Genomic DNA, 23,305 nt, shown 5'->3' on the forward strand with positions numbered 1-23,305 from the left:
GCAGGAATGGTCAAGGTGTGCCGAGGTGCTATCGTCAGTCTGCAAGAGCCTCAGCAACGCGCGTGTGCAGTTGTTCCGCTGCCGCGTGATCGATGAGCAATTCGTTAACAAGTCCCCGGGTGATCAGTTCGAATACCGTATCGCCTCGTTCCTTCTGAATCGCGACGACCACAACACCACTTTGATCAGGATCGTCAAATGCCCGATCTGCGATGGCTTTGACATGCTCTGTTTTGATCCCGGTCCACAGCCCATTCAGCTCGTCAATCAGGTCCATCTTGGCCTGTGAAATTTCGGTTCTCGGGATCAAAATACCGCCAAGGTCCCCGACGACCAATTGCCGGAGATCGTCAGCCCTTAACCCGCCAGCCTGAACCAGCTCTTCAAAACTGCCCAGAACCGGAGTGCTTGAAGACCCGACGCTGGAAATCAACATATCCATTTTATCAATCAATGCGTCTGGACCCGAAAACACGCGGTGAAATCCCGGGGTGTCAGAGATGTACTGCCAAATGGAACGGCGCATGGTCTCATCGTAGTGACGGGGTATGTATGCCGGGAAACCAGTGAGCTGAGGGCTATCCTCCGGCTGATCGTTAAATAGCTCATCAAACGTTCCGGCAAGCCGGCTGGCAGAGTATCCATGCTGAGCCAGCGACATCAATTCTGCGCAAACCGCTGCAAACTCAGTCTTTTGCGACTTATCTATGGGCTGCCTTGAGGCTGCAATCCCTTCTGCCAGAGACTTGATTGTTCGACCCCACGCAACGCCGATGACGTTCGATTTCTCGATCAGTTCTATCAATCGTCCGGATGCGGTTCGTCCAAACCTGGTACGGCGCTGTGACAGCGCAGCCTCGGTGTTCCCCGGGCCGCTTTCAAACACCCCAAGCCGAGGCGGTCTAAGCTTGTTCCTGTTGCAATATCGCTTCAGATCAGAATTCAACCCTGAAGGAGCCAGCATTTCGTCCATCTGGGCAATCCACTCGTCTGAGAATTGTTCTTTGACGAAGCGTTGTTCGATGACCAAGTAGTTTTGGCGTTCAGCGTGTTTCAGTAACCGCGATACATGCGGTTGAGACAGGCCACCAAGAATTGCTCCTATCTCTACCTGCGACATGTTGTGCGTTGCGCGCATATAGGCAGCGCACTGGGCGCGTTCTTCAAATGGAAGTTTTTTAACGTCGATCATTTGTTCAATATTGTTCGTTAGCAGGATCCTGACAGCGTGAATAACTATGCCATATAAACATTCACATGCCAGCCGATTGAAGAAAAATCCTTACATGCTACGTGTTTCTTGCACAGGCTCGAACCAGGAGATTCAGCATGCCGATCAAAGGACTGATCTTTGACCTCGATGGTGTTTTGGTCGACACCGTACCGGCGCATTTTGCTGCTTGGAAACGCATGTTCGAAGAATACGGGTATGAGTTTGGAAGGGCGGAATACCGGCGACTTGTCGATGGGCGCCCTCGTTATGACGGCGCGCGCGCGGTCATGACCCGGCATTCGGAGAATGAAGTCAGAACCGCCGCAGACAAAAAAAATGACTATTATGTTGAAATGATCGAGCGAGGCGAATTTCGTGTCTTCGATGCTGCTGTGCACCTCGTAAGACAATGCCAGTCGGAGGGTTACGGGCTGGCGGCCGCTTCCAGCAGCGCCAATGTCCGAGCCGTTCTCGAAAAAGCTGGTTTGTTGGATGCCTTTCCGGTTGTTATCGGAGGCGACGATGTCGAAAAAGGGAAACCCAACCCTGATATATTCCTCACCGCCGCCAGCGGGCTGGGGCTTAATGTGGATGAATGTATCGTGATCGAGGATTCCTCTTCCGGTGTCGAAGCGGCAAAGAATGGTGGTTTCTATTGCGTAGGTCTTCTTCATGAAGATCACGAGAGTGAACTAACGGCTGCGGATTGCGTCATTTCTTCGCTGGCCGAGGTTAACATTGAGCAGATAGATGGATCTAGGTCTGAGCGGTCGGTTTGAGTACTGTGTAGCGATATAGAATTGGATTTCTTGGGGGCAGATAGCAAACTACACCCAAGATTCAGTATCGTGTACTCAACCTCTCGTAACTTCGGTGTCCGAACTGGACTATTGGCCGCTTCAGCCAAGCTCCGATGCGGCCTTGAAACTGCTGGGACTGTTTGCGCGCGTGTAAGGCGTTTGGCTGAAGGCCCGGAAAATCCGCGAACTGTTCGACTGGCCTTCCCCCTGTCTCGCGCTGGCAGCGAACTGCAGGTTTGACGAACCGCAACGCAGCATTGAAGTTGTCCAATGGACGGCAGCTCCGGGCCGTCCTCAATATCGCTAACGTCGGGTTTCAATGGTTGTCCGGCAATTACGTCTGCGCAGCATCCGGCACTCTGGGCTCGAACCGAACCACTGCCGCGGTGCGACCGTAGGTCTGGTCTGAATTGGCGAACGGCAAGAGCCGCCCGCCATGGTGGTTCAAATGTCGATTTGCTCGGCGATACTCAGCGCATCTTCAAGTTCGACACCAAGATATCTGACTGTGCTGTCAACCTTTGTGTGCCCGAGCAACAGTTGAACCGCCCTAAGATTTCCGGTTTTGCGGTAGATTTCCGCTGCTTTGGTCCGGCGCAGCGAATGGGTGCCGTATCCGCTGGGCTCCAGCCCAATCGCGGCCACCCAATCCCGCACAAGCCGGCCATATTGGCGTGTTGAGATATGCGGGCGGTCGTGAAACCGGCTGGGAAACATGAAACGGCAGCCGAGCATCTCCGGTGACTTGATCCATGCGGCAATGGTATCCCGCGTGTTTTCAGAGAGTTCAAACTGAACAGGCCGCTTGGTTTTGCTCTGGATCACGGACACGCGTTCGCGAACGCGATCATCCCTCACCAGGTCGGCGACGGCCAGTTTCACCAAATCGCATCCGCGAAGCTTGCTATCAATGGCCACGTTGAACAGCGCAAGATCGCGCAGGTTGCCCGCCAGCTCGAGCCGCGCGCGGATCGCCCAGACCTGTTTCGGCAACAGTGGTCGTTTCTGGCCGATAATCCGGCCCTTGTTCCAGGCTCTTCGTTTCGGGGTGACAGCGGGAAGTTGGACTCTTGGCATTGTGCGCCCTCCAATCCTCCCGCCAAACCCAGACATCAGCACAGCGCTGACGCCTCAGTTTACTGGTGGTTTGAATGGCCGTTGTCAGCTTGCTGCTTCATTGGCGAACGACGCAAACGCATTGGGCAGCTTCGAGCCCAGAGTGCAAATTGCTGCGGTCGGCCCAAATACGTGCGAAGCGTGCGTCGCTGCCGTTGGTCCTACAATGGACGGCCCATTCCGGACGTTGACCGCCACTCGAAGTGCCGCAACGCAGAGTTCTTCACAATCATATTTGATCCTATTGCATGTTCTTTCTGCTCACTCAGACGCGACGGGCTGTTAACGGACCATGGACGCATCTCTTTTTCGTTGTGCGTCTCGGACCAGCGCCGCAAGCCGATAGAAGCCGTGTGCCATTTTTGTGTAGGGCGTCAGCAGGAAGAAGGTCAGGACCGATCCGAGGTGGATGGCCAGCAGTGCGGGCATCAGAGGTGTTGAACCGAGGGCGTAAAGAACCAGCCCGCTGAGCCCCACAAACCCGAGCAACAGGATGAAGCCGATATCCCCGCCCCAGGCCGACGGATCGCCGAGGTCTCGGTCTGACTTTAGCTTGAGCAGCGCCATCGCACCGCACCCCACCGTCAGCAGAAGCCCCCCGGAAATCCCGAACAGTTTCGGCAACGACCAGAACCCGTAAGGCGCGTACATTCCGAAGACATAGTGCATGATCGTCGCCACCGAGGTCGACGCAAAGCACAGCAGAAAACCATACATAACAGCGTGGTGGATGTGACGTCGGCCCTGACTGAACCGGTCTTCGTCCTCAAAGTTACAACCCTCGCCATGGCCTGCGGCCAGATCCTGCATCTTGCCCGCGCGTTTGAGCGCAACCGTCAGATCAGACATCTGGATCGGTTTGCCACCAACCTCTGCCCAATAGCGCCTCAGGCTGAAGGCGATACTGAACAGAGGAAGCAGGAATGCAGGCGCAAAGATCGCGACCATCGCGTTGTGGGACAGGACGGCATAAAACCCTTCGCCTCCACTGGAACCGATGGCGCGGGTCGCCCAGAACAACAGGGCAAATCCGACCACCAACGCCAGGGCGATGGCTCCGCCATGGGTGTGGAACCGGCGTGCCAGCGGCTGCGGCCAGGCGAAGCTTTCCCAACTGTCTCGCCGCACTTCAGCCAGCGCCTTGGGCAGGTTCAGGTCAAACGCGTGCGGGGCGGTGTACTGACAGGCGTAGTAACAGCCCCGGCAGTTGTGGCACAGGTTGGCCAATTGCGTGATGTCCCCATCCGAGAACGCGCGCTCTGCGTGCAGCGACGGGAAGACCGAGCAATAACCCTCGCAATAGCGGCAGGCGTTGCAGATCTCGGCCTGGCGGCGGGCTTCCTGAATAAGATCAGTTTGCATAAGCGGCGGCCTCTCGTCCTGCGATGCGTCCAAAGACAGTTCCGATGGTCATGCCAAAGCCCGCCAGATAGCCTTGCCCAAGGATGGACCCGGCCATCGTTTCCCCGGCCGCCCAAAGGTTTTTGATCTTGCCGCTTGGGGTCGAGCACTGGGCTGTCTCGTCAACCTTCAACCCAAGATAGGTAAAGGTCACGCCGGTCCGCATCGAGTAGCCGTAAAACGGCGGTTCGGTAATTGGGCGCGCCCAGTTGGTCTTGGGCGGGATCAGGCCCGAGGTCGCCACCCCGTCCAGTTCGGTCGGATGAAACCCGCTGGTGTCACCGCAGGCGGCGTTGAATGCGCTGACGGTTGCTTTCAGTTTCTCCGCGGGCAGGCCCATCATCCCGGCCAATTCGTCCAACGTGTCCGCCTTTAGCGGAGGGAACACGGACGGCATGAACAGGTTCAGCGATTTGGCGTCGATGATGGCATATCCCACCTGATCCGGCTGCGCCGCCACCAAACGGCCCCAGATCGCGTAGCGTTTGGGCCAGACGTCTTCGCCCTCGTCATAGAACCGCTCGGCATGTTTGTTCACGACGATGGAAAACGGAACGCAGTCCAGACGGGTGACGATGCCGCCGTCGAATTTCGGCGCGCGCCCGTCGATGGCAACGGCGTGGCATTGGGTCGGGTCGCCAACGCTTTCTACTCCTTGGTCCAGTAGATCAGACAGGACAACGCCTCGGTTGTAAGGCGTTCCCCGGATCAGGAAGTTCTTGGCAGGTTCACCCCAGGCTCGGGTGAGCCAATCCGTGTCGGCCTGAAAGCCGCCGGAGGCAACGATGACCGCCTTGGGCGCGATGCGATGAGACTGGCCTTCATAGCTATAGTCGACCCACTCGATCCGATCACCATTCAGTTCCAAATGCGTGACGGCGGCTTCGTACAGCACATCTACACCCAAACCTGCCGCCGTGCGGTAATAGGCATTCACCAGAGATTTGCCGCCCCCCATGAAAAACGCATTGGTCTGTGCCAATGACAATGTGCCGGAAAGCGACGGCTGAAACCGGACCCCGTGTTCTTGCATCCAGGGAAGGCATTCTTCCGACGTGCGGATCGCCAACCGGGCAAGATGTTCATCGGTTTTTCCACCGGTGACTTTCAGCAGATCCGAGAGGTATTCGTCTTCGCTATACGCCTCGACGAGCGGACCCAACGGGCCCGAATGCATGCAGCGAAAATTGCGCGTATGGCGTGAGTTTCCGCCGCGATAAGGTTTTGGCGCCGTTTCAAGGATCAGAACACGGGCGCCTGCCTCGGCTGCAGTCATCGCAGCGCAGAGAGCCGCATTGCCGCCACCGATCACAGCGATATTGTAAGCTTCCTTTGGGGTGGCCATATCCTGTCTACCTACTGGCTTTCGTCGATTGAGCGGTCGCGGTCCTGCAACGCGCGGATGCGCATCCGCTGCGCAGCCTGAATATGCGCGCGCATCTCTGTCTCGGCCGCTGCGCCATCGCGGGCTTTCAAAGCCGCCATGATGCGCCGATGCTCGGCCACTGCGGCCTCGGCGCGGTCGCTATCCAGCAATTGCGAGGGACCCAGGATCAACAGCGCCTTTTGCAAGGACAACATGGATTTTGCCAGAAATCGGTTCTTGGCCGCATCCAGAAGTGTTTCGTGAAAGATCTTGTTGATTTGGGCCGCATCGGGGCCAGTACCCGCCTCGGCCAGCCGGTCGTTCAGAACTTCAAGCTCGTCCAGTTCGACATCAGACGCCGCGCGGGCTGCCAGACGGGCCGCTGTCCCTTCAAGCACGGCGCGCATCTCATAGAGTTCCATGACCTCGGCGTAATCCAGACTGCGCACGGTGGCACCTTGCCGTGGCACATGCGTGACCAGCCCGTCGGCCTCCAACTGCCTTATCGCCTCGCGTACCGGGGTACGGCTGACGCCCAACCGTTCAGACAGCTCAATCTCACGCAGCCGGTCGCCGGGCAAAAGAGTGCCCTCGCGAATCTCGCCCAGCAGGCGCTGATACGCAGAATTGCCTTGTGGGCCAGGTTGTAACGGGTCGTCCTGAAGGGTCATCGCAGGCTCTCTTGTCATCTTGCGTCCAGTTGTATACACATGGATACATTATAAGTCAATGAAGCTGGAACGCTTACCTTGCACAGCCAAACTGATACCCCCTCTCTTCTGACGAAACGGGCCGTCACGCTCGGCCTGGCGGTGTTGGGCACAGGGGTATTTTGGGCGCTAAACCTGCCGCTACCTTTTCTGTTCGGGCCAATGAGCGCATGTTTGATTGCAGCTCTTGCGCACGCACCGATGGAAGGCTTTGGACAGGTCTCGGTTGCCGCCCGCACTATACTGGGCGTGGCGGTAGGGGCATCGATTACGCCGGCTCTGTTTGCTGAATTGCCAAAAATGGCCGCGTCAATTGCGCTGATCCCGTTCTTCATCCTGCTAATCGCGCTGGTAGGTGTGCCATTCTTTCGCAAATTCTGGGGCTTTGACTCCACAACGGCTTTCTACGCAGCCATGCCGGGCGGTTTGCAAGACATGATCATCTTTGGCACTGAGGCGGGGGCCAATCCGCGTACCTTGTCCTTGATCCACGGTACGCGCGTGCTGATCATCGTGACGTTGGCCCCCTTGTTCCTCACCGTGTTCTATGATGCCCAACTCACCAATCCGATTGGCGAGCCCGCGCACAACCTGCCAATACATGAATTGGCGCTGATGGTTCTGGCCGCCATTATCGGCTGGAAAGGCGGGGAGCGGATCGGCCTGTTCGGGGCGTCAATCCTGGGGCCAATGATCCTTACGGCCGCCTTGTCACTGGGCGACTTAATTCATACCCGACCGCCTCGCGAGGCCATCCTTGCAGCGCAGTTTTTCATTGGCTGCGGAATTGGTGTGAAATTCGTAGGTGTCACATGGGTCGAACTACGCCGGGTAGTGGCAGCGGGCTTCGCCTATGTCATTGTCCTTGCCGTCCTGGCAGCCACTTTCACCGCCGTTGTCACCACCTTGGGACTGGGCCAACCTGTCGAGGCGTTTCTGGCCTTCGCGCCCGGTGGGCAGGCAGAGATGACGGTGCTGGCCATCGTCTCGGGCGCGGATTTGGGCTTTGTGATCACCCACCATCTGACAAGGATCGTGCTGGTGATCATTGGTGCGCCCATCGCCGCGAATCTTATTCTGCGTTGGTCCAAACCTCGGGGTTGATCATGTGGACCGGAGCGCCTTCGGCATAGGCGTTCACCTGATCGAAAATATCCGCGAATTGCAGGTCGAACTCGTCTTCAGTGACAAAGCCGATATGTGGGGTCGCGATCAGGTTGGGATGTGACAAAAGCGGGTCGGTCGAATCAATCAGTGGCTCGGAATCAAACACATCAATCGCCGCTTTGCCGGGGCGACCGACTTTCAGCGCCTCAAGCAAAGCACCAGGTGCGATCAGCCCGGCTCGCGAGGTGTTCACAAACAGCGCCTCCGGCTGCATCTGTGCGAAATCCGATGCGGTGATGATCCCGCGCGTATCCGGTTTCAAGCGCACATGGACCGAGACAACATCGCTGCTGCCAAAGAACGCTTCACGGCTGGGCGCGACCTGTGCGCCATCCGCCTGCGCACGCGCCCGGCCTTCTACGGATGACCACCAGACCACATTCATCCCAAAGGCCTCGGCATAACTTGCAATGGCGCGAGCAATGCGGCCATAGCCATAGAGCCCCAACTGACGCCCCCGCAGCGTCTTGCCCACGCCCGCCTGCCAGTGCCCTGCTTTGACCGAGGCCATTTGTGCGGGCAAATCCCGCATCCCGACCATGATTAGCGCCCAAGTAAGTTCAGCTGCAGCATAAGACGGCGTTCCGCCGTGCATGTTTGAGCACAGCAGCACGTCTTGATCTGTACAGGCTTCGACATCGACATGCGGATAAACGCTGCGCTGGCTGATAAGTTTCAGGTTTGGTAATTTCTCCAGCAAGGCGCGGGTGACTTTGGTACGTTCGCGGAACAGGACAAGCACCTCCGCGTCATGCAGTCGTTCGGCCAGAGTGTCAGTTTCTTCGACATGATCCGTCCATAACGTCACCTCATGACCGGTGAGTTTCTCAAAACAAGGCAGGCCACGCAGCGTGTCAAACCAGTCATCAAGAATGTGGACCTTCATCGGCTTTCTATACCCTGCTCGGTGTACAGTTTTCTTGGCGTCGGCACAAAATGACATGTGTTGAGAGCGGAAAGTGCATTGCGGACCCGTTCGCTTTGATCCAGCAGATGGTTGAACTGCTCATCGCAGCCAGCAATCGGTGTCGGGTAGTCCGCGATGTCCCGCCGTAGGGCCAACTGCGCCAACATGAGTTCCTGACGCGCGATATCGAGGCATTCCGAGTAGTTGTCCATCGTGTCACTCCCACTATGTATACAATAGTATACTATTTGGGTTGCACTTGATCAACTCCCGTTCCAAACAGACTCAGGCACATAAACATGCCCGTCCGCCAACTTGCGCGCGGTCCGCACCAAACCCGCCGCGTTCACTGTGAACCCGTCGGTGGTGGAAAAATCCACCAACACGTCGATATTGCCCGAGGCGTGTTCCAGAACGACTTCAGCCGGGCTTGTCGTGGGGCGATCCAGCAAACCGTCGGCGACGGTTCCGGGAGTCAAAGCGCAAGACGCCATGCATTGCGCGCCGGTGACCGCCATGGTCGGGTGGGTTTTCCACGGCATGAAATACCGCACTGCGAGCGTTCCGCCTTCTCTGGCCGGAGCAACAAGGCCGAACTTAGGGGTGACCGATTTGGACACATCCCCCATACCCATCCGCTGCCCTGCTTCGATCCTAACGGCCTCCATCCGGTCAAAGAACGCGCGGTTTGCGTCCAGCTCATTGGCGCTCTCATAGCCCGTCAATCCGAAGTCTGTGGCGCGGGCGATAGCCATCGGCATAGCGACATCCATGCAGGTCAGTTCGACGCCCTGAACTGCATCGCGCAGGTTGCCCGTAGGCAGGAACGCTCCGGTGGCCGAGCCCACCACGCCCATGAAACTCAACTGCACCGGCGCTGAATGACCGGGAACGCCGGCGATCTCCGCATCACCCTCATAGGTCAATTCGCCCCCGGGTGTATTCACCTTGGCCACGATCCGAGCCCCAGTGTTGACGGCCCGAATGCGAACTTCAGTTTCATCACCCTGCGGTTTGAACAAGCCCATCTCGATGGCAGCAGGGGCAACGCCAGACAGGATATTGCCGCAAGTGGGTTTGAAATCGACCAGCTTGTCCTCGACCGAGACCTGCGCGAAGAAATAGTCGATATCGGCCCAGTCATCCTCGCCGACCGACAGCATCGCGACCTTTGTGGTCACCGCCGCGCCGCCGCCGATGCCGTCGATGTTCAGCGACTGCCCGGACCCAAGAGCGGCGATCAACACCTCGGCCAGCGCGTCCAGATCCTCAGGCAAATCCGAGCGGCGGAAATACGGGCCTTTCGACGTGCCGCCACGCATCAAGATATAAGGGATTGCGGTTTGAGTCATTTTGAACCCCTCACTTCAACGGCCAGGGCAGGCTGACCATGTCCTGCAACAGACCTGGCGGGAAATCGCGGTTCAGAGCGCCCGCCATCAGGCACATGAACCCGATGCCGCAGGCGGTCAGGATCAGAGTCATCTGCCAGCTGGACCCGGCGCGGATACGGAGAAAGGCGATCAGGAACCCTATCAGGGCGAGGATGAAGCCCACCACCCACGTGGCCGCGATCAAACTGGCGAACCACGCCAGAGTGGACCACAGACCGTGGGGTGCGCTGGCGTCTTCACCGGCGATTTCCTTGTCGGCAAAGATCACGTCGCCTTCGGGACGTCGCATCATCTGGATCAGAAGGATCACGCAACAGAATAGCGAGACGCTGCCGATAACCAGCGGGATGATCTTGTCGGTCATATTGTAGTCGGGGATCATGTTGGCGTTGACCAATGCGACGATCAGATAGGCCATGATCACCAGCAGAAAGATAAGCGGCGCGCGTTTGGTACCGGCCTGAACATCACCCTCGGCCATGATCATCTTGGCCTGCCGGATACCCAGAATGACCGAAACAACCGTGACCACGATCAGCACGATGACGATAGGGCTGAAGACATATTCCATCCCCTCGCCAAAGCTTTTGCGGAACCGGAATGAGGCGATCTGGAACGCCTGATTGGTGAACTTCTCAACCGGGTTCGACAGAACGAAACCGATCAGGAAGGCCGGGCGCGACCAGTCGAAACGGCGTAAAAAGATGCCGATCAGGCCGATCACGAACAGGGCCAGCAAGTCTTCGAAGTTTTGGCCGGATTGGAACGCCGCAAAGCTGATCAACATGAACAGGAACGGCGCCAGATAGGTGAAGCGGATCGTGGTCAGCTTGGCGATCCCGCCCGATGCCGCGATGCACAGGATGGTCCCGACGACGTTGGCCAACGCCAGCAGCCAGACGATCGAATAGGTGATGTCGAGATTGTCCTTGAGCATGCTCGGACCGACCTCGATATCGCCTGACCCCAGCAAAGCCACCGCGCCGATGAAGATCGCCATCGAGCCTGAACCAGGGATGCCAAACAGCAGAGTTGGCACCAGCCCTCCACCCTCTTTGGCGTTGTTCGAGCTTTCCGGGCCGATGACGCCGCGCACTTCGCCTTTGCCGAAATTGCTCTTGTCCTTGGTGGATTGCACCGAGTGACCGTAGGCGATCCAGTCGACAACCGAGCCGCCGAGGCCGGGAATGACTCCAACAATCACGCCAATGATCGAACAACGCACCGACAGCCATATATTTGCGAACCAGTCTTTGACGCCGTCCAGCCAACCGGCGCCCAGTGAGGCCCCCTTGGCAATCGACCGATCTTGACGCAGCAGCGATACGATCTCGGGCACCGCAAAGATACCCAGGCCAACGATGACCAGCTTCAAACCGTCCGTCAGATAAGGAATGTCGTAAGTTGCCATGCGCAGCGAACCGCCTGCATCCGCCTCACCAATCGTGCCAACCATCAGGCCCAGACCGGCGGCGGCGACTCCTTTCAGCGGGATCCGCCCGGCCAAAATGGCGACCATCGACAGGCCGAGAATTGTGATCATCAACATCTCGGGCAGGCCGAAGGCCAGAACGATGGGTCGCGCGATAAGTATGAACATGGTCAGGAAGGTCGCGCCGACGAGCCCTCCGAATAGGGACGAGGAAAAGGCTGCTGACAAGGCCCGTGCAGCCTCGCCCTTTTTCGCCATCGGAAAGCCGTCCAGCACGGTGGCCTGCGAAGCAGAACTGCCGGGGATGCCCATCAAGACGGACGCAAACGTGTCCGAGGTCGGCACCACCGCAACCATCCCGATCATCAGCGCCAGACCAAGGATCGGGTCCATTCCGAACATGAAAGGCAACAGCAGGGACAGACCGGCAATACCGCCAAGCCCCGGAAAGACGCCCACAGCCAGCCCCATGACGACGCCGAGAATGAGATACCCCAGAACGATGGGTTGCAGGATCAAACCCCACGCGTCACCAAGCGCAGGTAGAGCGGTGGCGAAAACCTCCATAGCGGCCGCCTTTCATAAACTGTTTTGTATGTAGAGAAACGCACGCCCTTCGTTGGGCGCGACGACGTGTCAGCTTAGTTCAGCTCGACGCCGTAGGCCTCTTTCAGCCAGTTCAGGACGTATTGCTTGGCATTGTCATCCACATTGGTCGCCGTCTGCAGAGCAGATTTCGAGCCGTCGCCGACGAACACCGGATACTTGCCGACGTGCTTCGAGGAGATATCAGCAAAATCACCCCGCTCGGTCACTGCTTGGAACGCTACGGTATAGGCGTCGACGACCTCTTGCGGCGTGTCACCGGGCAGGAAGGCCAGCTTCTGAACCGGGAAACCTGCCACGAAGAAGGCTTTCCATGCGTCCCATGCCTCACCACTGGTTTCGCAGCCATCGGTGGCCTCGCAGACCTCCTTGAAAGTCGGAATGTCCGGGAAGGTCGGGTCACGAACGATATTGCCATCAGCATCCAATGCGCCCCAAGTCATCATGGGAACGGCCTGACCGGCTTCGACCAACGGAGCCGAGCCGCCCAGAAAACCGGACGAGGTCTGGTAGTCGATATTGGCTTCGCCACGTTCGAACATCAGGCGACCATCACCACGGCCTTTGATGCCAAAGACCGGCTCCACATTCATACCCAACATCTGCCACGCCAGCAGCGGGACCAGATCCAGCCGGGTCGCGCCCTGCGAGCCGTAGATGAAATTGGTGTCTTTCAGCGCATTGGCAGAGCCATCGAATTTGGCTCCGTCCTCTGCGTTCAGATAGGCGACACCGCCGGTGCCCGACGCCATGACAGGAATCCAGTCATTGTATTCATAGCGGACGCGCGGGTCACTCAGCAGATAGGGGAACTGTGTCGAGCCAGAGGTGCCGAACAGCAGCGTGCCGTCGTCATGGCTCTGCTCCTGAAACCAGTTCGCACCCTTGGTCGATCCTGCACCGGGCATGAATTTAACCACAACGGTTGGCTGACCCGGCAGAGCCTCGGACAGAAGCGGCGCAAAGAAGTTGGCCCATTTAGCCGACCCGCCCGTTTCCGAGAACGGAATGACCCATTCGATGGTCTTGCCCGAGAAATCGACCTCGGCGGCGGCAGGTGCAGCGAATCCGGCAGCGGCGATCAGCCCCACGACGGCACGACGAGTGAAGTTGGAAATGGCCATTAGTTCCTCCCTGTTGACCAGACAACCACGTCAGCGTCCTTCGCACCACCGTGATTGCAAATAGAACTGCGGGGTTGATTCCCCCTCCCATCTGGCGATCATGGAACGCCAACCTTGCGCGAAACTTGCGGGAGACCTGATGCGGATCGTCATCGTCGAGGATAACGAAACCCTCGCCAACGCAATTGCTTACCGCCTGCGGGATCGAGGCCATGCCGCGGATGTGCTGACTGATGGCGACGCCGCCGATTTGTATCTGGAGCAAGAAGGCGCAGATCTGATCGTTCTGGACATCAACCTGCCGGGTCGGTCTGGGCTTGAGATTTTGCGGTCCCTTCGCAACCGGGGTGACAGCGCGCCCGTCATCCTGCTAACCGCGCGCACCGAGACCAGCGACCGCGTTTCGGGTCTGGATATGGGCGCCGACGATTACTTAGTGAAACCCTTCGAGATGGATGAACTCGAGGCCCGCATCCGTGCCCTGTCCCGCCGCAAACAACTGGATTACGGTGCGCGCGAAACGATCGGAGACCTGGAATTCGACCGCACCGCCCGGCAGGTGAGCGCAAAGGGCCAAGTCCTCGATGTGCCGCGTCGGGAAATGGCTGTGCTTGAGTGCCTGCTGGAACGTCGCGGCAGGATCGTCCCCAAAAGTCAGTTGATCGACTACGTCTACGGCGTGGGAGCCGATGTCGACGATTCGGCCGTCGAGCCGCATGTGTCACGACTGCGCAAGCGCCTTCAGAACCTTGGCATCCGGATCAAGACCGCCCGTGGCCTTGGATATCTGCTTGAGGTGCAGAAGTGATCCGGCACGGCTCACTCAGGCTCAGGCTTTTCATTCTGATTCTGACGCCCTTGGTGCTGCTTGCAATCCTGCTTGGATACTGGCGCTACACGGTGGCTCAGCAAACGGCGCAGGAGCTTTTTGACGACAGCCTGTTGTCCGCCGGTCTGGCTATATCGCGCGATGTGGCGGTTTCAGAAGGCGATGCCCTGTCGCCCACCACGCGCAGCTTGATCCGCGACGCATCGGGCGGAGAGATTTTTTATCACGTGACCGGACCCGGTGGCATCTACGTCACAGGGTATGCATACCCTCCGACCGCTGCAAACCCGTCTGAGCAAGACGCGTACCAGCCGAGGTTTTTCGAGGCGATCTATCGGGATGAGCCGGTGCGCGTACTGAAAATGACCGAGCGCGTCACACTTGATAACCTGGTGGGCGATGCGACAGTAACAGCTTGGCAACGCGTTGCGGATCGCAACGCCTTTGCCAACGAACTGTCGATCCGCGCCGCGATCCTGATGGGTATCCTGCTGGCCACCCTTGCTGTTGTCGTGTGGTTCGGCGTCGCGCGAGGGCTGCGGCCCTTGCTGGATTTGCAGGATGCGATCGACCTACGCTCACCTGACGACCTGAGCGAAATCAAACGCCCGGTCCCGGTCGAGGTTCATGGCATTGTTCAGACCTTGAACCGGCTGTTTGGACAGGTCGAGCACAGCATCAACGCCCATCAGGTGTTTATCTCAGAAGCCGCGCATCAGCTGCGAAATCCGGCGGCAGCGGTCCAGTCCATGGCCGAGGCGTTGCGGGACGCAAAAACGGATGAGGACAAGGACAAACGGATAATCGAGCTGGTGGCAGCGGCAAAGAATTCGGCTACAGTGGCGGAACAACTATTGTCGCTGGAACGACTGCGGCAACCTACGCATCAGGATCAGATGGACAAGATTGATTTCCGTGCGGTTGTGGAAGAGGCCTGCGCTGATATGGGCGTTCATATCCTCGCAAAAGGGATCGATTTTGAAGTCACATTGCCAGAACCAACAATCTTGGTCTCGGGAGATCGGATCTTTTTGGCAGAGGCTATCAAAAACCTGCTGGACAATGCGCTTAAGCACGGCGGCGCTAAACTGAGTCAAATATCAGTTGTACTGCGTTGTGACGCGGGGAACGTCAAACTAACCGTATCTGATGACGGAACCGGCCTTTCACCCGACCAAAGCGAAGCCGTTTTCAGTCGATTTTCGCAGCTGGAATATTCCGAAGGTAGCGGTTTAGGGTTGTCGATTGTCTCAGCTGTCGCGAAGCGTCACGGAGGAGTGGTCGCAATCAACCAAGCCGAAAAAGGAGCAAGCGTTACGCTCGAGCTTCCCATAGCCCTGTAGTTTGTTTCAATTTCTGCTCGGAACCCGAAACCTGTCACAATCAAAGAGAGTTTTTCGATTACAGCGAATGACCGGTTTCCACCCCAGGTGCCGGGCACGGTGGTCTTGATACGTCTTCACCGGACTTTGAAGCCTTTTGCAGCGAAATGGCGCTTGGTCCGCGCTGTGTGATTTCGCGGTTTCAGAATTGCTGCATGTTGCATGAATGGCCGGATTTCCCGCCGCGCCGCGACACGAGAGTTTGCGCGCATGCAAAAATTTTCTGTTCTGCGAGCGCATGCAGCACGAAAATTCAAGGTCAGGTGAGGCCTCAAAGCAGCCCATAAGTCTTACCGCTTGAACAAAACGCTCTGCGCCTGCTTGTCCCGGTGATCCCCTCGCAACTCGGCATACAACGCGCGTCCGGCCTGAACGGCTGGGCGGGCGCTGACGGTCTCCAGCCAGCGGGCAAAGTGCGGTTTGTCCTCCAGCACCTGCTGCTGGCCTTCCCACAGGCTGGCCCAGCCCCAGATCGACATGTCGGCGATGGAATAGAAATCGCCCGCGACATACTCGTTTTCGGCCAGCCGCCGGTCCAGTACGCCGTAAAGCCGCGCGACCTCGGTGCGGTAGCGGTCCTTGGCATAGGGCAGGTCCTGCGGCGGGTCCAGTTGCGGGGCGTATTTCAGGAAGTGATGCGCCTGACCGGCCATCGGGCCAACGCCGCCCATCTGCCACATCAGCCATTCCTCGACCGCGATCCGGTCGCGTTCGGTCGTGCCATAGAACCGCCCGGTCTTGCGGGCCAGATACATCAGGATCGCGCCGCTTTCAAAAACCGAAACAGGTGCGCCGTCCGGCCCGTCGGGATCGACGATGGCGGGCATCCGGTTGTTGGGCGCGATTTTCAGGAACGCGGGGTCGAACTGGTCACCCTTGCCGATATTGATCAGATGGGTGGTGTAGGGCAGCTCCATCTCCTCCAGAGCGATGGAAACTTTCCAGCCATTCGGTGTCGGCCAGAAATACAGATCAATCGGGTCAGCCATGTGTTCTCCTGATGTTGACGGGGATCATGCGGGTTTCTGCCGGTTCGGCAAGTACCGCTTACGAAAGCGTGACCAACGCGCAGGCCGGGCTTGACCGCGAACCGCCCGAGGCGTATTGCGATCCTCAAGCTACGTGGCGATTTGTTACCGGATTGCGGGCCACGCTAAACAACACCGCTAAAAGGTCAGGATGAAAGACCCCTTTCGCTTGGCCGCGTCTGGGGTTTTTTGTTTGCCTCCCCCGAGGCTGAAAGGAATGAGATGAGCGAGAACTGGAACAAACGCACCCAAGCCGTCCATGGCGGCATCCGTCGCAGCCAGTATAACGAGGTGAGCGAGGCGATTTTCCTGACGCAGGGTTTCGTCTACGAAAGCGCGGAACAGGCCGAGGCCCGGTTTCTGGAATGTGGCCCCGACGAGTTCATCTATGCCCGTTACGGCAACCCAACCGTGTCCATGTTCGAACAACGCATCGCGGCGCTGGAAGGTGGCGAAGATGCGTTTGCGACGGCCTCGGGCATGGCCGCCGTCAACGGCGCTCTGACCTCGATGCTGAAAGCCGGGGACCATGTCGTTTCGGCCAAGGCGCTGTTCGGCTCGTGCCTCTATATCCTTGAAAACATCCTGAGCCGCTATGGCGTGGACGTGACCTTTGTGGACGGCACCGATCTGGAGCAGTGGAAGGCTGCAATCCGCCCGGACACCAAGGCCGTTTTCTTTGAATCCATGTCGAACCCCACGCTTGAGGTGATCGATATTGCTGCTGTGGCCGATCTGGCCCATGCGGTCGGTGCTGTTGTGGTGGTGGACAACGTGTTTTCGACCCCGGTGTTCTCACGCGCGATCCAGCAGGGTGCGGATGTGGTCGTCTACTCAGCGACCAAGCATATCGACGGGCAGGGCCGTGCGCTGGGCGGTGTGATCATCGGAACCAGGGACTTCATCCGCGGAACAGTTGAACCCTATCTCAAGCATACCGGTGGCGCACTGAGCCCGTTCAATGCGTGGATCATGCTCAAGGGTCTTGAGACGATGGCGCTGCGGGTCAATGCGCAGGCCGAAAGCGCGCAAAAGATTGCCGAGGCACTGGAAGGGCACCCGGCATTGGAACGGACGCTTTACCCCGGTTTGAAAACCCATGCCCAGAACGCACTGGTTCAGACCCAGTTGGGCGGCAAGGGCGGGACTGTGCTATCGCTGGACATCAAGGGCGGCAAGGATGCGGCGTTTGCCTTCCTGAACGCGATGACCATCCCGGTGATTTCGAACAATCTGGGCGATGCCAAATCCATCGCGACACACCCGGCGACAACAACGCACCAGCGTCTCAGCGACGCGCAGAAGGACCAACTGGGCATTACACCGGGTCTGATCCGCTTTTCCGTCGGGCTTGAGGATGCCGGTGACTTGCTGGCCGACCTTCGGCAAGCGTTGGAAGCATCGCAGAAATAAACCAAAGCCCCCGCGTCCTTTTTGTACTGGGGGGCAGGCTGCGTGCTTAAGCAGCCACTTTGTTTCGGGCGGCAGCCAGGCGCGCCGCCCGCTGTTCCCACCTTCAAAAGGCGCTAACTGTTGCGAGATGACGGTTTTGCGCCGGATTTTTCAATCCGGGCTGCTATTGCCGACGTATCGGGTTAGACTGGTATTAGACCATCAGTCATATATAGTCCGACGACCAACCAAGGAACCGCCGCTGATGAATGTTCACCCGCGCGACATTGATGAAAAACCGGATCGGGACAAGGCCGCCGAGGCTTTGAACGTTCTGCGGCAATGGGCCAAATCTGCCTCGGAAGCCGAGATAAACCAGCTTGACCCGGCTGTGGCCCGGCTGCTGCCCGGTTTGGCAGCGGGCAACTATCCGCCTTTTTCGCGCGCTTACCCCGATGACTTTACCGTCGATGCGGCGTACCGCGCATCCTTGCCGGATTTGCAGAACGGCCCGTCCAGCCTGATCCGTGGGGCCAAACAGCAGATCCAACATGTGGGTATTTCGAACTTCCGCCTGCCGATCCGGTTCCACCGGAAAGAGGGCGAAGACCTGACGCTGGAAACCTCGATTACCGGCACGGTCAGCCTTGAGGCCGAGAAAAAGGGCATCAACATGTCCCGGATCATGCGGTCTTTCTACAAACATGCGGAACGGACGTTCAGCTTTGAGGTCATGGAATCCGCTCTGGACGATTACATGTCCGATCTGGACAGCTTCGACGCCCGTATCCAGATGCGCTTTTCCTACCCGGACAGGATCAAAAGCCTGCGCTCGGGCCTTGAGGGGTACCAGTATTACGATATCGCGCTGGAACTGGTCGAACAGAACGGTGTGCGTCAGAAGATCATGCACCTTGACTATGTCTATTCCTCGACCTGCCCCTGTTCGCTGGAACTCAGCGAACATGCCCGGTCGATGCGTGGTCAGCTGGCGACGCCGCATTCGCAGCGCTCCGTCGCGCGGATTTCGGTTGTCGTGGATTGCGATGCAGATTGCCTGTGGTTTGAAGACCTGATTGCGCTGTGCCGCCGTGCGGTTCCAACGGAAACGCAGGTCATGGTGAAACGCGAAGATGAACAGGCTTTCGCCGAATTGAACGCAGCCAATCCGATCTTCGTCGAAGATGCCGCGCGCCTGTTTTGTGCCGAGTTGCTGGCAGATCATCACGTCGGCGATTTTCGCGTTGTCGCAAGCCATCAGGAAAGCCTGCACAGCCATGACGCCGTGTCGATTCTAACCGAAGGCCCAACCTTCGCCGCGTCCAGCCTTGACCCGAAACTGTTCACGACCCTGTTTCACGTTGGCTGAACGTCTCGGGTAAGTGGCTAGAATTTAATCAGAGATTTACCTGATCGGCGCTCATTCGCCGCAGCGCAGCAAAAATGCTGCAATTGCGCGAAAAACTCCTGTATCCTGACGGGGAATGCAGCTTCGGCACACCGGCGCGCTCAATGGTGTGTCACCCGAAAGGAAGCCGAGACGTGAGACGCCTTGGACTGCAAGACCCCAACCTCCGCCCGGACCACCCGAGCGGGCAGGGCGCTTTACCCTCACTCTTCTGGCTGCATCGTTTTTACAGGAGATCTATGGAATGAATCCGATTACCCAACCACTGGAGCTTCAGGCCGCGGCTATACGCATGGCTGGCTATGCGATCGTCAACCAGATCAAGATTGCACAGATCATGACCCGTTCGGCGCTTGAACTGCCGATGGTGCCGGTCCACGCCCTGCATCTGGCAGCATCAGCACCGGGTCCAGTTGTGGAAGCTCCGGCGGAAAAAACGGCGGCCAAACCCAAACCCGCCGTGGCGCGCACGAAACGCGTACCGGTGAAATCATCAACGCCCAAGAAAAAGCTGGCCCGCAAACCTGCACCGGCCAAGCCGGCGGCCAAACCGGTCGAGTTTTCAGCCAGCCCGCGGCCCAAGGCGGCACCCCCGGCGGCAGCCAAACCGACACCAGCGGTTAGTGATGAAAAAGCAGTGAAGCCTGTTGAATCCGCGGCGACACCTGCGACCGAAACCGTGTCGCCCGTAACGCCCAAGCCCACCCCTGCGACACCGGCGCCTGTTCAGGCAGCGCAGGTCAAGCCGACACAGGCCGATCCTGCCCCGGCCAAGGTGCAGGCGAAACCAGCCCCGGCGACGGAACCGCGCAAACCGCAGGCGCGAAAATCACGCGCCCCGTCAAAACCGCCTGTGATGCCCGGAACAGATGTCAAAAACTGACGGGTAAACCGGGATCATCTGCTTGACACGGTCGGGTTGGCACGCCAACCCTGCGCGTCATGATGGATCTTCGCCCGGTCGGATATGTGATTGGCTTGCTGGTCGCCATTCTTGGGGCGACCATGCTGCTGCCTATGCTCGCGGACCTGATCGAGGGGCGCGGCGAATGGCCGGTATTTCTGGAAAGCGCCATTATCACGACGCTGACCGGGACCGTTCTGGCGATGAGCTGCTCGAACGGTGTGGGCGAAGGGCTGACCATCCGCCAGACCTTCCTGTTGACAACCGGTGTTTGGGCGGCGCTGCCCCTGTTTGGGGCAATTCCGTTTCTGTTCGGTGAAACCGAGCTGCGCTTTGTCGACGCGTATTTCGAGGCGATGTCCGGCCTGACAACAACAGGTTCAACGGTGATTTCCGGGTTGGATACCCTGCCGCAGGGGCTATTGCTGTGGCGTGGTATCCTGCAATGGCTGGGGGGTATCGGGATCATCGTTGTCGCCATGGTGTTCCTGCCCGAACTGCGTGTCGGCGGCATGCAGATCTTCCGCTCGGAAGGCTTTGAAACAATGGGTAAAATCCTGCCTCGCGCGCAAGAGATCGCGGGTCAGATTTCGCTCATCTATGTTTTCCTGACACTGGTTTGCGCGCTGGTTTACGCCGGTCTGGGAATGAACTTTTTCGATGCGCTGGTACATGCGTTGACAACGCTTTCGACCGGTGGGTTCTCGAACTATGACGCCTCGTTCGGAACCTTTTCGGGCCCCGCCGAATATGCGGCGTCGGTGTTCATGATATTGGCGGCGCTTCCTTTTGTGCGCTATGTCCAGCTGGCAAACGGCCATACAGCGTCCTTGTGGAAAGACAGTCAAATTCGCGCGTTTCTGGCGACCATTCTGGTTCTGGTCATCATCATGTCGATTTTCCTGACATCGGTCTTCCCGCATCACTGGGAACAGGCGTTTCGGGAATCTCTGTTCAACATCACCTCGATCATCTCGGGCACCGGCTATGCCAGTGTCGATTACATGGGTTGGGGCAGCTTTCCGATCATGATGTTCTTCCTGATCGGCCTGATTGGCGGCTGCGCGGGTTCGACCGCATGCTCGATCAAGATATTCCGCTACCAGCTGCTATTCGCCTCGATCAAAAGTCAGATCAAACGGATCAGGTCTCCGCATGGCGTGTTCGTGCCGCTCTATGATGGGCGGCCCGTGGGGCAGGGCATTCTGACCTCGGTGATGAGCTTTTTCATGTTCTTCGTCCTGTCGATGGGCGTGCTGTCCTGGGCGCTGGCGCTGACCGGCCTGGACTTCATCACAGCCGTTTCCGGGGCGGCGACCGCGCTGGCCAATGTCGGTCCCGGTCTGGGCGATCAGATCGGACCAGCGGGTAATTTCGCAAATCTCAACGACACGGCCAAATGGTTGCTGACAATCGGGATGCTGGTCGGGCGGCTCGAGCTGTTGGCCGTTTACGCGATCTTCACCGTTCAATTCTGGAGAGGCTGATGAAAAGACCCCTTGGCGCGCAGATTTCGCATATGCTCAAGGATCGTGGCGTGGACGTGATTTTCGGCATACCCGGCGTTCACAATCAGGAATTGTACCGCGGCATCGAAGAGGCTGGCATCCAACATGTTCTGGCCCGTCACGAACAGGGGGCGGGGTTCATGGCCGATGGGTATGCCCGCGCAACCGGCAAGCCGGGGGTTGCCTATGTGATCACCGGGCCCGGCCTGTGCAACATCATGACGCCGATCGGACAAGCCTACAGCGACTCGGTGCCGATGCTGGTGGTGTCGTCCTGCCTTGATGAAACACAGGCCTTGCGCGGCCAGTTGCACCAGATGAAGGACCAGCGCCTTGCGGCCGGAACCGTTGCCGACTGGTCGGCACAGGCCAACACGGCCGAGGCCGCCTATGCGCTGGTCGAACGCGCCTTTGAAGAATTCGAGCTGTCGCGCCCGCGCCCCAAGCACATTCAGGTGCCAATCGCGCAGTTGCAGGCCGAGGCTGATCCGGCACCTTTCCCCAGCCAGCCCGCGTTGCGCACCAAAGCGTTGCCGCCTGACGTATCGCCTGTTGTCTCGATGCTGAACCTTGCGCGCAGGCCGCTGTTCATTCTGGGGGGCGGTTGCAAGTCCAGCGACTGGCGGCAGATTCTGACACAGCTTGGGGCTGCCTGCTTTACCACTTATGCAGGGCGCGGGCTGCCAGGCGCAAACTATCCGCTGGATTTCGGCGCATCCCTGCCGCGCCCCGGCAGCGCCGAGGTTATCGCCTCAGCGGATCTGGTCATCGCGGTCGGCGCCGAACTGGGCGAGGTCGATCTGTGGCGCAGCGACCTTGGGCATTCGGCAACATTGATCCGGGTTGACCTTGATCCCGAAGTCCTGTCCGACCACCATCGCGCCGCGATCAAACTGCAAACCGACAGCGAAAGCTTTGCCCGCGCCTTGTGGCAGGCGACCGAAAACCTGAAACCGGCAACCGGCTGGTCGCCCGACGAAATTTCCGAAACCCGTGCCCGGTGGCGGGCCGAGGTGGATGCCGAACGGCCCGGAATTGTAGCAGTGGCCGATGCGCTGCGCGCGGCGATGCCCGCAGATACCATGATCTATTCCGACATGACCCAATTCGCCTATGTCGCGAAAGAAGTGTGGGACATGGCCTATCCGCATCACTGGCATCATCCGACCGGGTTCGGAACGCTGGGCTATGGTTTGCCGGCTGGAATTGGCGGCGCGGTGGCGCGGCGCGGCAAACCAACGGCGGTTATCGCCGGGGATTACGGGTTCCACTATACGATGCAGGAACTGGGTGTTGCGGTCGAACTGGGTTTGTCGCTGCCGATCATCCTGTGGGACAATGGCAAGCTGAAAGAAATCGAAGACAGCATGGTCCGCAGCCAGATCGCGCCCAATGCGGTCGTGGCGTATAACCCGGATTTCTGCAAACTGGCCGAGGCTTTTGGCGCGCTTTCCTCAGCCCCTTCATCTCTGGCTGAGATGCAGAGCGCGGTTCGCGCGGCGTTCGATGCGCCTGTCCCGACCTTGATCCACGTGACCCCGGACATTCTGTAACAAAAAGCGCCGCATCTTCATGCGGCGCTTTGGTGTTTCAACGTCTGGTTTCAATGTCTGCGCGG

At 58.5% G+C, this 23,305-nt stretch carries 20 protein-coding genes and 1 riboswitch; of the genes, 9 read left to right on the forward strand and 11 right to left on the reverse strand.

Going from position 1 to position 23,305, the window contains the following annotated elements:
* Window positions 1–34: 34 nt before the first annotated feature.
* Window positions 35–1,192, reverse strand: coding sequence for a sugar-binding transcriptional regulator (locus tag ACR0DY_RS12970; protein WP_170451110.1), 1,158 nt, complete (start codon window positions 1,190–1,192; stop codon window positions 35–37).
* Between the two features lie 137 nt (window positions 1,193–1,329).
* Here ACR0DY_RS12970 and ACR0DY_RS12975 point away from each other — a divergent pair, with 137 nt between their 5' ends.
* Window positions 1,330–1,992 (forward strand): HAD family hydrolase, encoded by a 663-nt coding sequence (locus ACR0DY_RS12975; RefSeq protein ID WP_480481478.1) that lies wholly within the window; start codon window positions 1,330–1,332, stop codon window positions 1,990–1,992.
* A gap of 465 nt (window positions 1,993–2,457) precedes the next feature.
* On the opposite strand, the gene ACR0DY_RS12980 is transcribed toward ACR0DY_RS12975, so the two are convergent.
* The 4 genes from ACR0DY_RS12980 to ACR0DY_RS12995 form a co-directional block, all read right to left on the reverse strand.
* Entirely contained in the window at window positions 2,458–3,090 is a 633-nt protein-coding gene (locus ACR0DY_RS12980) for a tyrosine-type recombinase/integrase (RefSeq protein WP_174148044.1), read from the reverse strand.
* A gap of 321 nt (window positions 3,091–3,411) precedes the next feature.
* The gene (gene tcuB, locus ACR0DY_RS12985; protein WP_480484173.1) at window positions 3,412–4,491 is read right to left on the reverse strand and encodes a tricarballylate utilization 4Fe-4S protein TcuB; all 1,080 of its coding nucleotides are present in this window, start codon (window positions 4,489–4,491) and stop codon (window positions 3,412–3,414) included.
* Window positions 4,481–5,875 carry an FAD-dependent tricarballylate dehydrogenase TcuA gene (tcuA, locus tag ACR0DY_RS12990; RefSeq protein ID WP_480898409.1) on the reverse strand — a complete coding sequence of 465 codons (1,395 nt, stop codon included), beginning with the start codon at window positions 5,873–5,875 and terminating at the stop codon, window positions 4,481–4,483. Before tcuA ends, tcuB begins: the two co-directional genes overlap by 11 nt.
* An 11-nt stretch (window positions 5,876–5,886) precedes the next feature.
* Window positions 5,887–6,567 (reverse strand): GntR family transcriptional regulator, encoded by a 681-nt coding sequence (locus tag ACR0DY_RS12995; protein WP_480484186.1) that lies wholly within the window; start codon window positions 6,565–6,567, stop codon window positions 5,887–5,889.
* 78 nt (window positions 6,568–6,645) lie between these two features.
* On the opposite strand from ACR0DY_RS12995, the gene ACR0DY_RS13000 reads away from it, so the two are divergent.
* Entirely contained in the window at window positions 6,646–7,710 is a 1,065-nt protein-coding gene (locus ACR0DY_RS13000) for an AbrB family transcriptional regulator (RefSeq protein ID WP_480487417.1), read from the forward strand.
* On the opposite strand, the gene ACR0DY_RS13005 is transcribed toward ACR0DY_RS13000, so the two are convergent.
* The 5 genes from ACR0DY_RS13005 to ACR0DY_RS13025 all read right to left on the reverse strand — a co-directional run bounded on the left by ACR0DY_RS13005 (window position 7,679) and on the right by ACR0DY_RS13025 (window position 13,236).
* A complete protein-coding gene (locus ACR0DY_RS13005; protein ID WP_480484170.1) occupies window positions 7,679–8,659 on the reverse strand; it encodes a D-2-hydroxyacid dehydrogenase family protein in 981 nt (326 codons plus the stop codon). The two genes, ACR0DY_RS13000 and ACR0DY_RS13005, sit on opposite strands and share 32 nt — an antisense overlap.
* Complete coding sequence (locus tag ACR0DY_RS13010) at window positions 8,656–8,892, reverse strand: hypothetical protein (protein WP_480545678.1); 237 nt, start codon at window positions 8,890–8,892, stop codon at window positions 8,656–8,658. The genes ACR0DY_RS13005 and ACR0DY_RS13010 overlap by 4 nt, the downstream gene beginning before the upstream one ends.
* A gap of 51 nt (window positions 8,893–8,943) precedes the next feature.
* Window positions 8,944–10,032 (reverse strand): 4-oxalomesaconate tautomerase, encoded by a 1,089-nt coding sequence (locus tag ACR0DY_RS13015; protein WP_480484168.1) that lies wholly within the window; start codon window positions 10,030–10,032, stop codon window positions 8,944–8,946.
* A gap of 10 nt (window positions 10,033–10,042) precedes the next feature.
* Window positions 10,043–12,073: a tripartite tricarboxylate transporter permease gene (locus ACR0DY_RS13020; RefSeq protein ID WP_209194861.1), complete on the reverse strand. Its 2,031-nt coding sequence runs from the start codon at window positions 12,071–12,073 to the stop codon at window positions 10,043–10,045.
* A 74-nt stretch (window positions 12,074–12,147) separates the two neighbouring features.
* On the reverse strand, window positions 12,148–13,236 hold the full coding sequence (locus ACR0DY_RS13025; protein ID WP_480484167.1) for a tricarboxylate transporter: 1,089 nt from the start codon (window positions 13,234–13,236) through the stop codon (window positions 12,148–12,150).
* A 139-nt stretch (window positions 13,237–13,375) separates the two neighbouring features.
* Here ACR0DY_RS13025 and ACR0DY_RS13030 point away from each other — a divergent pair, with 139 nt between their 5' ends.
* Complete coding sequence (locus tag ACR0DY_RS13030; RefSeq protein ID WP_480484166.1) at window positions 13,376–14,044, forward strand: response regulator transcription factor; 669 nt, start codon at window positions 13,376–13,378, stop codon at window positions 14,042–14,044.
* Window positions 14,045–14,097: 53 nt separating this feature from the next.
* Window positions 14,098–15,408: a sensor histidine kinase gene (locus tag ACR0DY_RS13035; protein WP_480484165.1), complete on the forward strand. Its 1,311-nt coding sequence runs from the start codon at window positions 14,098–14,100 to the stop codon at window positions 15,406–15,408.
* Window positions 15,409–15,737: 329 nt separating this feature from the next.
* Here the strand turns inward: ACR0DY_RS13035 and ACR0DY_RS13040 are convergent, their stop codons facing one another.
* The gene (locus ACR0DY_RS13040; RefSeq protein ID WP_480545677.1) at window positions 15,738–16,436 is read right to left on the reverse strand and encodes a glutathione S-transferase N-terminal domain-containing protein; all 699 of its coding nucleotides are present in this window, start codon (window positions 16,434–16,436) and stop codon (window positions 15,738–15,740) included.
* A gap of 123 nt (window positions 16,437–16,559) precedes the next feature.
* Window positions 16,560–16,637, forward strand: a riboswitch (SAM riboswitch).
* Window positions 16,638–16,697: 60 nt separating this feature from the next.
* On the opposite strand from ACR0DY_RS13040, the gene metZ reads away from it, so the two are divergent.
* The 5 genes from metZ (at window position 16,698) to ACR0DY_RS13065 (ending at window position 23,240) form a co-directional block, all read left to right on the forward strand.
* Window positions 16,698–17,888, forward strand: a complete 1,191-nt coding sequence (gene metZ / locus ACR0DY_RS13045; protein ID WP_480898412.1) for an O-succinylhomoserine sulfhydrylase — start codon at window positions 16,698–16,700, stop codon at window positions 17,886–17,888.
* Window positions 17,889–18,132: 244 nt separating this feature from the next.
* Window positions 18,133–19,236 (forward strand): GTP cyclohydrolase FolE2, encoded by a 1,104-nt coding sequence (folE2, locus tag ACR0DY_RS13050; protein ID WP_480481445.1) that lies wholly within the window; start codon window positions 18,133–18,135, stop codon window positions 19,234–19,236.
* A gap of 283 nt (window positions 19,237–19,519) precedes the next feature.
* Window positions 19,520–20,158 carry a hypothetical protein gene (locus ACR0DY_RS13055; protein ID WP_480545676.1) on the forward strand — a complete coding sequence of 213 codons (639 nt, stop codon included), beginning with the start codon at window positions 19,520–19,522 and terminating at the stop codon, window positions 20,156–20,158.
* A 59-nt stretch (window positions 20,159–20,217) separates the two neighbouring features.
* Window positions 20,218–21,666, forward strand: coding sequence for a TrkH family potassium uptake protein (locus ACR0DY_RS13060; protein WP_480481441.1), 1,449 nt, complete (start codon window positions 20,218–20,220; stop codon window positions 21,664–21,666).
* A complete protein-coding gene (locus ACR0DY_RS13065; RefSeq protein ID WP_480481439.1) occupies window positions 21,666–23,240 on the forward strand; it encodes a 5-guanidino-2-oxopentanoate decarboxylase in 1,575 nt (524 codons plus the stop codon). The genes ACR0DY_RS13060 and ACR0DY_RS13065 overlap by 1 nt, the downstream gene beginning before the upstream one ends.
* The last annotated feature ends 65 nt before the right edge of the window (window positions 23,241–23,305 follow it).

The sequence above is a fragment of the Ruegeria sp. O6 genome, from assembly GCF_056535045.1.